8 protein-coding genes and 1 pseudogene are annotated in these 14,486 nt (G+C 67.4%); 6 read left to right on the top strand and 3 right to left on the bottom strand.

Annotated elements, in window-relative coordinates:
* Positions 1 to 338 precede the first annotated feature (338 nt).
* From ACGFIZ_RS33205 to ACGFIZ_RS33195, 3 genes are all read right to left on the bottom strand, one after another.
* A complete protein-coding gene (locus ACGFIZ_RS33205) occupies positions 339 to 3,479 on the bottom strand; it encodes a discoidin domain-containing protein (protein WP_393427025.1) in 3,141 nt (1,046 codons plus the stop codon).
* Between the two features lie 394 nt (positions 3,480 to 3,873).
* Complete coding sequence (locus ACGFIZ_RS33200; RefSeq protein ID WP_393427020.1) at positions 3,874 to 6,087, bottom strand: glycogen debranching N-terminal domain-containing protein; 2,214 nt, start codon at positions 6,085 to 6,087, stop codon at positions 3,874 to 3,876.
* Positions 6,088 to 6,285: 198 nt separating this feature from the next.
* Positions 6,286 to 7,521 carry an XdhC family protein gene (locus tag ACGFIZ_RS33195; protein ID WP_393427017.1) on the bottom strand — a complete coding sequence of 412 codons (1,236 nt, stop codon included), beginning with the start codon at positions 7,519 to 7,521 and terminating at the stop codon, positions 6,286 to 6,288.
* Positions 7,522 to 7,859: 338 nt separating this feature from the next.
* Here ACGFIZ_RS33195 and ACGFIZ_RS33190 point away from each other — a divergent pair, with 338 nt between their 5' ends.
* The 6 genes and pseudogenes from ACGFIZ_RS33190 (at position 7,860) to ACGFIZ_RS33165 (ending at position 13,843) form a co-directional block, all read left to right on the top strand.
* On the top strand, positions 7,860 to 10,253 hold the full coding sequence (locus tag ACGFIZ_RS33190) for a xanthine dehydrogenase family protein molybdopterin-binding subunit (protein ID WP_393427022.1): 2,394 nt from the start codon (positions 7,860 to 7,862) through the stop codon (positions 10,251 to 10,253).
* Entirely contained in the window at positions 10,250 to 11,077 is an 828-nt protein-coding gene (locus tag ACGFIZ_RS33185; protein WP_393427014.1) for an FAD binding domain-containing protein, read from the top strand. The genes ACGFIZ_RS33190 and ACGFIZ_RS33185 overlap by 4 nt, the downstream gene beginning before the upstream one ends.
* The gene (locus ACGFIZ_RS33180) at positions 11,074 to 11,589 is read left to right on the top strand and encodes a (2Fe-2S)-binding protein (RefSeq protein WP_393427011.1); all 516 of its coding nucleotides are present in this window, start codon (positions 11,074 to 11,076) and stop codon (positions 11,587 to 11,589) included. The genes ACGFIZ_RS33185 and ACGFIZ_RS33180 overlap by 4 nt, the downstream gene beginning before the upstream one ends.
* Before the next feature lie 61 nt (positions 11,590 to 11,650).
* Positions 11,651 to 12,226, top strand: coding sequence for an NTP transferase domain-containing protein (locus tag ACGFIZ_RS33175; protein WP_393427008.1), 576 nt, complete (start codon positions 11,651 to 11,653; stop codon positions 12,224 to 12,226).
* Positions 12,227 to 12,644: 418 nt separating this feature from the next.
* Positions 12,645 to 12,788: pseudogene (locus ACGFIZ_RS33170) on the top strand (IS5/IS1182 family transposase); the annotation flags it as partial.
* Positions 12,789 to 13,540: 752 nt separating this feature from the next.
* Positions 13,541 to 13,843, top strand: coding sequence for a MerR family transcriptional regulator (locus ACGFIZ_RS33165; RefSeq protein WP_145774091.1), 303 nt, complete (start codon positions 13,541 to 13,543; stop codon positions 13,841 to 13,843).
* Positions 13,844 to 14,486: the final 643 nt, after the last annotated feature.

Below are 14,486 nucleotides of genomic sequence, written 5' to 3'. Positions count from 1 at the left end.
CGCCGCTACGACGCCTGGTACGGCCACATCACCCTGGCCATGGCCGCTGCCGCGTTCCTCGTCGTCACCCGCGCCCGCGAAGCCGCAAAGGGGGCACCACCGGCAGCGAGGGCAGCCTGATCCCGCTGAGCAGCAACGAGATCCGCCGCCTGTTCGCCCACCTCGTTCAGACCATCCGCCACCAAGCCAGCCACATCCTGCACTGGTCCAACTTCCGCCGCCTACGCCAGGAACAAGCCCGGGCCGCCCACTACCGCAAACGACTCGAACCGCCATAAGTCACGACCCGCCGTTGCAGTACTAACTACCCGGCCTTGCGGCTAGGGCAGGAATCGCCCCTACGTTGGCTGTATCACCAGGCTGTGGAGCGAGGGATCACCCGGGAGCCAACCGGCGACCCGTACCGCGACGTAGCGGGCTGCGCCAGTGAGCAGCGCCGAATTGCGCCCGGCGGGCAGCCGCACCGCGTGGGTATAGGTGACTCCATCGATGCTAGTCGCTACGTCTACGGTTGGTGATCGATCGCCGGTCCAGTCCAGCTCGATGCTCCCGAGCGCCTGCTGCTGGCCGAGGTCGACGACCATCCGCCCGTCCACCCCTGGCGTCCAAGCCGTGTCCGATTGGCCATCCACGGCCGCGGCGGGATCGGACATCCCCGGCGGCAGCGGACTGGTCGGGAAGGTGACTCGGCCAAGCGCCAGGTTGGTGAGCGGGTACGCCGGCGCCTCCGGCAGCACGATGTTACGTGGCCGGGTGTCAACGACCACGACTGTGTCGCCCGGTGCGGCCGGCGAGCTTACGCTCACCTGGCAGGTCGGGCCACTGAGCCGGAGGCGTTGCCCGTCGATCACCTCGGCGTGCAGGCCCACCGGCAGCTCGCCCTCGCCGACGGTCCGCATCGTGAACCGTGGCGCGAGCACCTCAGCGCTCGACGCCTTGAGGACGGCGGCGTAGTCGGTGCCTGTCGCGGTGACGGTCTGCGTCCCCGCGTACAGCTGGACGCTCGTCCGCGACTGCGGCAACGAGACGGTTGCGGTAGCGGCGGAGCCCGATAGGTTGAACAGGCTCAGATGGCCCTCCGCGGTGCTGGCACGTACCGATGCCTGCGATGTTGTCGGTGCGGGCTGCGCGGCCACCGCCTGCGTCTGCCCGGGATCGAGCCGGGGGTAGCCCTCCACGAGCAGCGGTGCGGCGGGTCCGTCGGACAGGGTGATGACGTTGCCGGTGACGGTGATCGGATTGGCCGAGCCCCGCACCACCAGGCTGGCGCGGCCGTCGATATCGAGCCAACCGCCGGTGCTCGACAGGTTCGGCTGCGGATACGTGGCGATGTCGCGCCAGGTGACGCCGTCGTCGGAGGCCTGCACGCGATAACGGCGTCCGGAGGCGGCTTCCCAGTAGATGACCGCCCGATCGAACGTGCGGGGCCCGCCGAGGTCGACGGCGAGCCAACTGGCGGCGCGCGGCCGGTCAGCGCGGGACACCGCCCAGCGTGTGGTCATGGTGCCGTCGGTGGCGAGGGCGGCGCCGCGCCCCGTGTCAGCGGATGACGCGGTGGTGGGCTTACCGAGCGTCAGGTTCGGGCCGGTCGCGCCGTTGCGCACCTCGAATTCGAAGATCGAGTAGCCATAGGTCGGATCGGGTTCGACACCGAGCATCCGAACCCACTGCGCGGTCGTGGTGGGGAAGGTGACCGTGTCGACGCGGGCAACCCCCGGTGGTGGAGTCGCACCGCCCGAATCCCGCGACGCGACGGTGACCGTTCCTTCTGCGGCGGTGTAGGTCCGGCTGCCGTCCAAGCCGGCGACGCCGGGCATGGTGAGGTTGTAGACCTCGAGGTGCCCCTCCCCGGCCGCGATCCCACTCGTGGCATAGACGACCGAACCGCCGGGCAGTGTGGCAAATCCGGCCCAGCCGGTGTCGAAGCCGAGCACCGTGGCGCTGCCGTCGAACCCGTCGCGCAACGCGGTATACGGTGCGGCGCTGCGCTTGCGAACGGTGCCTGCGGTGCTGGGCAGGAACATCGGAGTGGCACCGCTGATCAGGAACAACCAGTCGTCGTGGGCGGGCTGCCAGGCGAACTTGACATAGCCGGCTCTGCTGACCGCACCGGCCCAACTGTTCTTCGATTGGTGCGACAGGAGGCCGGGGCCGGCGCCGAAGTCGATGACGCCACTGGCCGCCGCGAACACATCGTCCTTGCTGAGCGGGACAACCGGTTCGCCGCTGCGCGCCCGCCACTCGTGTAGCAGGTAGCTGATAGCCACCTCGGCCCGCGCCTCTGGTTCGTACTTCGGCTCTCCGGAGAACTTGGTGATGCGATACTGCGGCGGATACTGCTGGTAGGCCTCGAACCGGTCGGCCATCGCCGATTCCGCCCAGGCGGCGCTCCGGTCGCCGAGCACCTGGGCGAGGAACGCGAGCGGGATGACATCACGGCCGTAGAGGTGTTCGCGGTCGTTCACCATCGGCATCAGCGGCTCGCCGGCGTCACTCATCACCGACAGGATGCTGCGCCACAGCCGATCACCGTTGGGTTGCGCTCGCATCACCTCGGGTATCGGCTGTCCGGCAATCATGAAATGTATGCAGTTGCGCGCAGAGGTCCGCCACAGCTCGCACTGGTAGTGCGGGCCGAACGAGCCATGGTTCTCGACCACGAACGTGTCGTACAGGTTCCGCGCGGTGTTCGCCGACACGGCGACACCGTCGACGATCGTCGGATTCGCGAGGTCGGCAACCGGAAGGCCGGTCTGGTTCCGGCTCCACTGGCCGAATCGGGTGCGCCAAGCCGCGGCGTCCGGAGCGTTCGGTGCCCAGGCGAGGCCGGGTGCGAGGGATTGCGCGTAGACGCCCATCTCCTCCAGCTTGGTATCGCCGATCCAGCCACCGGCGAGCCCGTTCGTCGTCCATCCCGGTGACCGCGGGTCGTCGCCGGTGCCGAGGGACGCCGTGTACGCCGCCTGCAACTGGGCGAGCTGGTCCAGGTTGGCCCGGGTGGTCGCGTCGAGGTCGTCCCAGAGCAGGCGGCCGGCGAGTTGGAAGTACAGCTCGAATGTGCTGTCGAAGTAGAGGGTCTTGCCCCACTCGGTGCCACCGATCAGCCGGTTCGACGCGGCGAAGTGCGACAACGTCGCCACGGTGTGCGCCTTCAGAGTCTCGGCGTCGATGCCCGCCAGCGCCTCGTCAAACGTGCCACGCGTCAGCACCAGCGCGTTGCCGAGAACCACGGTGAAGGAGAAGTTCGCGGCCCGGTAGTGTCCGGCGGCCTCGTCCCACTGCGTCTCAGCCCACCGGGTATGCCGCAACAACACACGGTGGTAGGTCTGCGCCACCGCATCGTCAGCGAGGAGTTCCGGTTCCGGGCCGGACGGCGCGACCGACACGGCAGCGAGCGCACCGACAGTGGCAGCCATCTGGAGGAACCTGCGGCGGCTGACCCGAGGGTGGATGGGGACCGAGCCTGGCGCCGATGTCATACGGCATTTTTGTGTGTAGCCATCCGACGCGTCAAGGTCCGTCCACACGCAACCGTGCCCTGGCCGCCCGCTACGACAACCTCGCGTCCGCTGCCACCCCACAGTGCGCATCGCCACGACACCAGAAGGAACCGGCCCCCACCACTCCTCCGCACCTTTCGACGCCATCGATGGCCCGCTCCGTCGCGGGTCAACGGCGGCCCGGCTGCCCCGGGAGCGCCGCTATGCGGACGGCGGAGGCTCGACGGGCGATCGACTGCGGCAACGCGAGCACTACCGCGGGGGTGGCGTGGCCTGGCCTGACCGTGCCTGGGTTCCGCTGATGTTCGACCGCGAGCCGGCTCTGCCCAGCACCGTGCTGGTCGGTGGCGACGGCATTTGATCAAGATCACCCTTAGCGTTCAATCCTGCTCTGATCTTCCCCAGCCCCCAGGGTCTGGCGGTACTCCCTCGGGGAGATTTGGACGTGTGCCTGGGTGCCGACGGCCTCTACCTCCCAGAGTTTGCCGAAGGCGTGGGTGTCGGTCAGCACGATCCGACCGATCTCCGGAGGGATGTCGGGGTTGAGGATGAGCTGGCCGTTGCGGGCGTCCAGTCCGAGCATGGTGCGCACAAACAGTCTCGGGGCGCCACTGGCCCATGCCTGTGGGCTGCATGCGGTCGGGTACCGCACGGGGGTCCGGCCGAAGGCTCGGTCGTAGCCGGAGAGCGCCTCGGGCAGTCGGTATTCGGAGCATCCCGCTGCTTCCAGCATCGCCATTATGATCCGGTTCGCCTCCTGCCGGAAGCCGTAGCGCGCGAGTCCGTGGGCGATGAGTGAATTGTCGTGCGGCCACACGGTGCCCATGTGGTAGCCGATCGGATTGTAGCCGCGTTCGGCGGTGGAGGTGGTGCGTACGCCCCAGCCGGAGAACATATGGGCGGACATTAGCTGGCGGGCCACGATCGCCGCCCGGTCCGGTGGGACAATGCCGCTCCACAGCAGATGGCCCATGTTGGAGGTCATCGAGTCGATCTGGCGTTTGTCGCCGTCGAGTCCGAGCGCGTAGAAGCCGCCCCGGTTGTCGATCCAGAAGTCCCGGTTGAAGCGTTCGTACAGGTGGTCGGCCTCGGCCCGCAGCCGTCCCCCGAGTTCCGGGGCGTTGAGCGGTCCGTCGGCCAGTTCGGCCACCCGCAGCTTCGCGTCGTAGGTGTAGCCCTGGATCTCGCAGGTCGCGATCGGTAGCACCGGGATCGTCCCGTCGGCGAACCGAATCCCGTCCCACGAGTCACGCCAGCACTGGTTGCCCAGCCCCTGCGGTGAGCGTGTGCCGTACTCGACGTACCCGTCGCCGTCCCGGTCGCCGTACTCGCCGATCCAGCGCAGCGCCGCGTACACGTTGTCACGCAGCTCCCGGACAATCTCGTCGTCGCGAGTCCACCGCCAATATTCGGACAGCAGGATCAGCCAGAGTTGAGTGGCGTCGGCGGTCCCGTAGTAGGGGTTGTGGGGTTTGAGACCGAGCTGGGTCAGCTCACCGTTGCGGATCTCATGCAGGACCTTGCCCGGTTCCTCGTCGCTGAAGTCATCGACCTTGGTGCCCTGCATCGCGGCCAGCGACAGCAGCGCCTGCCGTGAGACCCTTGGGGCGACAGCCACACTCTGATAGGAGGTGATCAAAATGTCCCGACCGAAAAGTGTAAGGAACCAGGGCATGCCGGCTGCAACGAGAATTCCCGTGCAGTTTTGGTGTCGTACCTCGATCAACAGCGACACCAGGTCGCTTGCCGACTTGCGCCACGCCTCGTCCAGTAGATTGAAGTTTGAGCGCAAGCTCGGCAGGAGCGATCGCCACTGGGCCATCCGATCAGTCGTATCGCCGCTGAGGGCATCCTCGAAGCGTCGGCGTGGCGGCCGCACCTCCTCCCGTCTCACGCGGAACGGCACGTGCAAATCGCATCGCCAATCCTCATTCAGCGCCAAGCGAACGTTCCACACCAGCGTGTCGTTCTCCACCCGGCCGGCCGCCGGATCCGCCTCCACATTCGTGCACACCTCGAAGGAGCCATTGCGGTAGGAGAACTGCAGCCGGGAACCGTCCGAAGCATGCGAGCGGGTGATTTTCGCCGACCGGTCCCGGACCGTCTCCTTGATTTCGAAGAGGTCCGCGAAGTCGGTCCCGACCGCGAGGCGGATCTGGAGTGACACCGGTTCCGCGGTGAAGCTCTGCACGTGGATACGTTCGTGCAGACCCCCGTCGAGGAGACGCTGCCGTCGTACCCCGACGTGATTCGCCCGCACACCGGGCAGGTCAGGGTTGGTCAGGAAGAACACCGCCGAGTAGGGCTCGATCGTGCCGGAGCTGAGGACCAGCAGCGGCCCCTCGTTGATCGTCAACTCCCACCGGTCGATCATGCGGGTGTCGTCGTGTACCAGCCCGCCGATCGAACCCGGACCCACGTCGCCCGCCGCGTTGGAGTACATGAACGAATACCCCTGCAGCACCGCGACCGCATCCGGCCCCAACTCGGGCGGCAGATCCCGCAACCTTCCTCTCGCCGCCCCCTCCTCCAGCCTGAGATCGGGGGTCGGGTCGGCCGGGGTGGGCCGGCGGCCGACGGTCGCCACGATACACCTCCACACTCGGGAAGCACGGAATGATGCCGCTCCCTCAAGTCAGGCTAGAGTCTTGCGGCACGATCCGGGGCAAATCAGCGGCAGATCGAAAATCTCCCGGTGAGGCTCACCTCCTATCGGAGCAGGACTGCGACGGCGTCAAGGATGCGCCCCCGGAGCCGTTTGGGCACCGGCTTGCCGACCTCGTCGTCAGCGCAGTATGGAAGGGGTCACTGGGTAGTTCGGGATGCGATCCCGCGCTTGAGGGATTCCCCGTTCATGCTGTCGCTGGCATGTTGCCGCTGCCCTGACCGGCGTCGGGCCGTGATGGATCGGCGTTGTTCCTTCGCTCAGGGACGTTCCTGTTCCGCCCCACCGATCCGCGATGATCTCTGCCACGATCGAGATGGCCGTTTCTTCTGGTGTCCGAGCGCCCAGGTCGAGGCCGATGGGACTGCGAAGCATTTCCAGACGGGCCTTCTCGACGCCTGCGGCGAGGAGGGCGTCGTGGCGACGTTCGTGTGTGCGCCGCGAACCCATGGCACCGATGAAACGTGGGCGCACCGTGTCGGGCAACTCCAGCAGTGTCGTCAGCAGTGGGATGTCGAACTTCGCCTCGTGCGTGAGTACGCACACCACGGTGCGGGCGTCGAGCCGGCCCGCGTCGACCTCCTGCTGCACGTATCGGTGCGGCCATGCGACGACGACCTCGTCGGCGCTCGGAAACCGTGTGGCCGTCGCGAAGACTGGTCGTGCGTCGCAGACGGTGACCTGGAACCCGAGGAACGACCCGACGTGTGCCACCGCGGCGGCGAAATCGATCGCGCCGAAGACGATCATGCGTGGTCGGCTGGTGAACGACTCGACGAAGACCGTCACATCCTGACCGATCCGGCGCCCGTCCACGCCGTAGTGCAGCGTGCGGTTGGCGCCCTGGGACAGCACCCCTCGTGCGTCGTCGGTGATCGCCGTCAGCAGTCGGTTGCTTCCGACGTCGCCGTGGCTCGAGGATTCGCCGACTACGACGTGGCGGCCCACTATCGATTGGTCATGATGCCGGACCACGGTGGCCAGCGCGACCGGACGCTGCTCGCGTACGGCGGACCACAGGTGGGCGAGCTCAGGGGACGAGGAGCTGGTGACCGGTTGCACGAAGACGTCGATGGTCCCCCCGCAGGTCAGTCCGACAGCGAAAGCGTCGTCATCGGTGACCCCGAACCGGTGCAGCGAGGCCAGGCCCGTCGTCATCGCCTGATGCGCCAGCTCGTACACCGCTGCCTCGACACAGCCGCCGGAGAGAGAGCCGCTGACCGTCCCGTCCTGACTGACCACCATCGCGGCACCGGCTGGTCGGGGCGAGGAACCGAAGGTCGAGACGACGCGGGCAATCGCGAAGGGTTCACCTCCGGTGCCTCTCTGCTGCACGACGTCCCATTGCTCTTGCATGATGAAAACCTCCGATGTGGTTCGGAGCAGTTGGTCAAGCCCTGTGAATGGAAGATCTTGACTATGCTGCGTTGACGGCCGACCTCCAGGTCCGGTGTTCCACGAGCTGGCAGGGTTCGAACCGGGTGCCAGCGCGGACGAGGGCGACGAGGTGGTGGTGTGCGTCGAGCGTGCGCTGGCGGGCCCGCGCGGCTCTGATGAGCCTGACCGCCGTGGCCGGTCCAACGGCCTTTGACCCGGGCCCTTGGTGGCCTTGATGCATTAACATACGGTGACTGATCTAACACTCTATGCTACCTACCTGCGGGTCGGTGGGTAGAGGAGCGACCTTGACCAAGGTGATGAATCAGCCGGGAGCCGCGGACATCGAGCCGCGGGAGGCCCTGGTCAGTGAGCTGAGGCGCGACGGGTACCTCATCATGACGGGGGCCGCAGGGTATCTCGACGACTTGCCGCTCGGTCGTCTGGCGCACGCGGCGATTCTGCGCAGTCCGTATCCGCACGCGAGGATCGTCTCGATCGACGTGGAGAAGGCCAAGGCTGCCCGCAACGTGCTGGCCGTGCTCACCGGAGACGACCTCGTCGGGAAGGTCAACCCGCTACCGCATTTCTGCGACCCGAAGGTCTTCGGCCTGCGGACCGCCGACTTCTACGCCCTGGCCACCGGGAAGGTCCGGTGGGTCGGTGAGCCGGTCGCCGCCGTGGCAGCCGAAACGCTCGCCGCCGCGGAGCGGGCGCTGGAGTTGATCGACGTCGTCTACGAGGAGATCCCGTTCGTCACCGACGCCGTTGAGGCCATGGCCCCCGGCGCGCCGAAGGTCTTCGACCACTGGGAAGACAACGTCCTCGGCATGTTCCCGTTCGAGGAGGGCGACGTGGACGCGGCCATCGCGGCATCGACCCACGTTGTTGAGGACACCATCTCCATCCAGCGCTTCCAGGCCGCTCCGCTGGAAGGCCGAGGGTATGTCGGCAACTGGACTCGTGCCGGCAAGATCACCATCCATGCATCCACCCAGAATCCCCATCTGGTGCGTACCAACCTCGCTGCCACGCTCGGCGTCACCGAGGCGAACATCCGCGTCATCCAGGCTCGCGTCGGCGGCGCCTTCGGCCACAAGTTCAACGGCTACCAGGAAGAGTCCCTGGTGTGCCTGCTGAGTCGGCTCGCGGGCAGGCCCGTCAAGTGGCTCGAGACAAGGGCGGAAACACTCCTCGCCGGAGCGCGCGAGTACCACCACGAGTTCCGCGTGGGCTTCGAGCACAACGGACGCATCAACGGCATCCACGACCGCTCGGTCGCTAACGTCGGATGCTTGTCCACCTGGGCCGGCTGGAGCATGATCTACCCCAACGGGATGTCCTTCCCTGGCCCCTACGCCGTCAAGAACTACAAGGTGGAGTCCTACGGCGTGGTGACGAACAAGGCACCCTGGAGCGGCGCCCGTGGCTACGGCAAGGAATCGGCCGCGCTCGTCATGGAGACGATCGTCGACCTGGTCGCCAAGAAGATCGGCATGGATCCGATCGAGGTACGACGCGTCAACTTCATCGCCTCCGACCAGTTCCCCTACTGGACCCAGGCGAAACACCTCGACAGCGGCAACTACCAAGGAGCTCTCGACCAGGTGGTGGAGCTCAGCGGCTACCACGAGTGGCGACGGGTTCAGCGTGATCGACCGGCCGACGGGCCGCTCCTGGGCGTCGGGGTGGCGTTCGACCTGACTCCCGAGAGCGGGGACTTCGGCGGAAGCCTCGTACGCGGGCACGACACCACCACCGTGCGCGTCAGCCCGTGCGGGTCGGTGAGCGTGCTCACCGGCGTCACCAGTCCCGGCAACGGCAACGAGACCAGCATCGCCGCGCTCGTCGCCCGAGAGTTCGGTGTGCACCCCTCGACCGTGTCCGTCTCCCAGGGCGACACCGACATCTGTCCGTACGGTTTTGGAAACTATTCCGGGCGCAGCCTCGTTGCCGGCGGAGGTGCTGGGGTCCTGGCCGCTCGGGAGATCAAGGCCAAGCTACGCACCGCCGCAGCGGTGCTCCTCGACGTCGAGCCCGACGACGTCGTCTTCGCGGACGGGCAGGTGCGCTCGGCGTCCAACCCATCCAAGACCATGGACTTCGCGCTGCTGTGCGACCAGATCTATCGCACCAGCTACGTCAATCCTGGTCTGGTCGAGCCTCAGCTCGAAGCCACCTGCACCGACCGGCCGGACAACTTCACCCACGTCCCTGATGAGCACGGGCGTATGTCGGCCTATCCGGCCTTTCCGTTCTCCGCCCACGTCGCGGTGGTGGAGATCGACCGCGAAACCGGTTATCCGCGCCTCATCGACTACAGCTGCGTCCATGACTGCGGCACGGTCATCAGCCCGAAGCTCGTTGACGGCCAGCTCAACGGTGCGATCGTCATGGGTATCGGCGGGGCGCTGTACGAGAGCCAGCCCTTCGACGACCAGGGACGTCCAACGGCCCTGACGTTCAAGCAGTACCTGCTTCCGCGCGCGACCGACCTGCCGACGATTCGTCTCGGCACCCAGGTCACCCCGTCGCCGTACACCCTCTTCGGCGCAAAGGGCGCAGGCGAGAGTGGGGTCGGAGGAGCCCTGGCATCGGTGACGATCGCGGTCAACGATGCGCTCGCCTCGGTCGGCGCCAAGGTGCATCAGCTTCCCCTGACCCCTTCCCGCATTCTCGACGCTCTGCTGGACGCCGAGGTCGCGCGATGATCCGAGACGACCTCCGATACCACCGTCCGAGCACGGCCGAGGAAGCATTGGCCCTGCTCCAGGAAGCCGGTGCCGAGGGCGTCGTCATCGGTGGCGGCACCCTGGTCGTCCCGCAGATGGTCAGAGGCGAGCGGCGTGCCCGCGACGTCGTCGACCTCCGCGGTCTCGGCATCGACAAGCTCACGGTGCATACCGATCACGTCGAAATCGGCGCGATGGTGACCTACGGAACTGTCCTGCGCGCCGAGAGGCTTCCCGGTAGCAGCGTCCTGCTTCAACAGCTCGCGGACGTCGTGACCGGCGGCTGCCAGATCCTCAACCTCGGGACGCTTGGCGGCTCGGCCGCCCACGCCACCCCCTGCTCGGATGTCCCCGCAGCGCTGGTCGCCCTCGGCGCGTCGATGTGCGCTCATGGCCCCGACGGCCCCCGTGAGATCCCCGCGGGAGAATTCTTCCGCGACGCGCACCAGACCGCGCTCGGCCCGGGCGAGCTACTGACCGGGATGCGGATCCCGGTCACACAAGCATCAACCGGCTACGTGAAGATGAAAGCCGCATCCAGCGGCTGGCCCGTGGTGACCGCTTCGGCCGTCCTTGACGACTCCGCTGCGCACGTCACCGTCGGCGCTGCCCAAGCAGTCCCGGTCCGCGTGGATGTCTCCGCGTTCCGCATCGATGGCGGTTGGGACGGCACAGCCCTGGCCGCAGCGGTACGCGACGCCATCGAGGACCCGTGGCACGACTCCCAAGCCCCCGCCCACTACCGCAAGCACATTGCCGGTGTCCTGGCACGCAGAGCCGTCGAAAGGGCCGAATCCGCATGACCGACCAGAGCGCGCCGGTGAGCACCGTCAGCATGACGATCAACGGCACTCGCCAGACCTTCGTATGCGAGGACCGCAGGCTTCTCGTTCACGCGATCCGCGACAACCTCGACCTGAAGGGCACCCGGGTGGGGTGCATGAACGGCGACTGCGGTACGTGCACCATCAAGCTCGACGGGCAGGCCGTCAAATCGTGCCTCATCCTCGCTGCCAGTGCCAACGGGGCGGAGATCACCACCATCGAAGGCATCGCACCGCCCGGAGAACTCAGCCCACTGCAGAAGGCGATGTGGGAGGAGGACGCCTTCCAGTGCGGCTTCTGCGTGGCCGGCACCCTGTTCGCCGCCCAGGAACTCCTCGACACCCACGACGATCCTGACGAGGATGACATCCGCAAGGCGCTGATCGGCAACCTGTGCCGGTGCACGGGATACGAGTACATGGTCAAGGCGGTCAGGTCGGTGGCTCGCGCACGACGCCCAGGCGGGACATCCGCATCGAACGCCGACTGACAGATGCGCACGACCGCCCGCTGCACGCCTGGCGGCTGAGCACTGGAGGTTAGGGAATCGGATGCGCGACGCTGCGCCCCACGGCGAGCATTCGGTGGCCGGTGTCCTACTCGCGGCCGGCGCGGGAATCCGGTACGGCGGACCCAAGGCGCTCGTCGACGGCTGGCTGGCCGGTGCCGCGACGGCACTGCGCGACGGTGGCTGTGACCCGGTCCTGGTCGTACTCGGGGCAGCGGCCGACGAGGCGAGACACCTCGTCCCGAACGGAGCCGAGGTCGTGGTGGCCGCCGACTGGGCCGAGGGCATGGGGGCCGCACTGCGCGCCGGGCTGAGCGCAGCCGAGGCGACGGCCGCCGCTGCCGCCCTCGTGCACCTGGTCGACCTCCCGGACGTCGGCCCCGCGGTCGTGCGCCGGCTTCTCGCCGCGGCAGCGCCGGACGCGCTTGCGCGCGCCATCTACCGGAGCGCCCCCGGGCACCCCGTCCTGCTCGGCCGCGAGCACTGGAACGACGTCGTAGCGACGGCGGTCGGGGACCAGGGTGCCCGCGCCTTCCTGCGGGCCCATGCTGAGGTCGTCGAGATCGAGTGCGGCGACATCGCCGATGGACACGACGTCGATCTCAGGAAACCTGAGTGAACCGTAGATCTTGCAGCCGTCACGCTTCAGCAGCCAGGCGGTCCACTCCTCGAAAGCGCCTGCGGACAAAGCGTCCATCGTGTCGAGTGCGACGGATTGGTGGTGCCTGCGAAGGAGTTCCGGGCATGGGCTTCCTGCCCGAATCTCTCAATAGCCGAATTCCAGGTGTCGTCGGCTACGCCCAGCCGCCGGGACGCCCCCTTGAGTGCGGCTGCGCAGCGTTCCAAATGCCGTAGCGCCGAGCCGTTTCGTGGATCCCCGCGGCGTATCCAGTGTGAGTGGGGTAATCGGTGTAAGCGTCCGTAAGAGCGACCGGCAATAGGCCAAGATCAGGTTAGGTGGGCACCCCGAGATAGCAGGCAGGCACGGGCTTGTTGATCATCAGAGTTCTCTACGCTCAGCGATCGACAGGAGTCCCGTGCCTGCCCTGCCATCATTGTTGCTCGAACCTGTCTGGGTCCAATTCGCCGCGCTGTGGGCTGAGCGACGGGAGTTCGATCCGGCGCATCCGTTGGGCTGCCACCGCCGTCGGATCCCGGACCGGGTGGTGTTCGAGCACGTCACCCCGCACCCGTCGCGGTCCTCAGCCGGCTCCTCGGCCTGCACCTGCACACCGCCACCGGCTGGAGCATCGAAGCCGACAACACACCCGACTTCGCTATGCCGCAGCCACTGCCGGTCGACCTGCGGGCTCCGGTGCGGAACCGGGGACGCGTTGACCAGAAAATCTATGTGTCGACCGCTAGACATCCCTGCTGTCGCCGACTAGGCTCTCTACCGTTGAGTGCGAGGTTCGACAAAGACGCCGACGGAACCGCCGTCCACGACGGGCGATGGAGCAGGGGGCCAGGTTCACACGGCTCCCGCTCGGCACGACCAGTACCCAAGTGGAAGTTGAAGTAGTACGGAAGTACCCGGGTGTGAAGGTCTGTGCCCGGGCGCACCGGCGCGGTGGGGCCAAGCGCCAGGTTCAGGGCTCCCCCGCGAGCAGTACCGGTCCGCCGGTGCCGCGGCGTGGGCCCGGCACCGGCGGACAGCAGGCACAGTTTGAGATAAGGAAGACAGAGGAAAGGGAGGGCCGTACACCGTTGGATCGCCCGCCGCCGGCCGCAAGTAACGGGTCGGGCGCGGACACCGCAGTTTCCATCGAACGAGAGGTGGTTCTCCGGTCACGCTTATGCGATCCCCGCACCTGAGGCTGTTCGGCCTGGCGCGGACATGACAAACCGACAGTCTGGTCGGTGATGGTGTTTCTGACCCGTAAACCCTGGGCCCCGGCGCTTCCCGCGCCGGGGCCCTCGTTCTGGAGGTGGCATGGGCCAACCCGATGACATGCTGGACGACGACAACTACCCCGCCTACACGATGGGCCGCGCCGCGGACATCGTCGGCTGCTCGCAGGACTTCCTGCGCCGGCTCGGTGAGGCGGGACTGATCGACCCGCACCGCTCCGCCGGCGGCCACCGTCGCTACTCCCGCAGCCAGCTACGCTTGGCCGCCCGCGCCCACCAGATGTGCGAGCAGGGCACCGATATGGCGGCCGCCTGCCGGATCATCATCCTCGAAGACCAACTCGCCGAAGCCCGGCGACACAACCAATCCCACCCCACCCACTGACCACCGCCGCCCGGTGGCAACGCCGAGGCGACGCGAACCGCCACACGGTCCCGGCCTGGTCCAGGCAGGGACCGTCTGTCGTTCCAGCGGGGATCCCCGCGCCGACGCCGCCGTCGAACGGGGCGTGGCCCGGCTTCTTCTCCAGCGCCCGCCTGCTCCCCAACATCCCACGCACCCGCCCCACGCCCCGGCGATCGACCAGCCGACCGCCGAACCGTGGCCACATCATCCGGTGATGATCCCGCCAGGTAGGGGTACGACCCGCAGACTCCCGCCCTTGGCCAGGGAAAACGGGATCAGACCTCAGACCTCAGACCATCACGTGAGGAACCTGGCGGGTTGTTTCTTATGCGGTCCCTTCAGACAGGCTTGCGGGCAAGCCGGTGGCCTGCCCCGGCGCTATGCGCCGCAAGGGAAGCGGCGCTTCGCGCCCGATTTATCCACGCATGGATGTGTCAACAGGGCCGATCTTGGTGGTGCCCAAACAAGGTGCCGGAGTGGCGCTCATTCAACCTGCCGGAAACAGCACTGGAACGAGATGGTCGGAAGCTGGGGTGGCGGTCAGCGCGGCTGACTGATCCGCACTGGGTGCCCTGATTCGGGGCGGGGAAGGAGCGTTGCGTGTTGGCTGCCGCCGTTCCGA

Origin of the sequence: Micromonospora sp. NPDC048830, from assembly GCF_043198215.1 — a bacterium.
GTDB lineage: Bacteria > Actinomycetota > Actinomycetes > Mycobacteriales > Micromonosporaceae > Micromonospora.
This window is presented reverse-complemented; position numbering and strand designations above follow the sequence as displayed.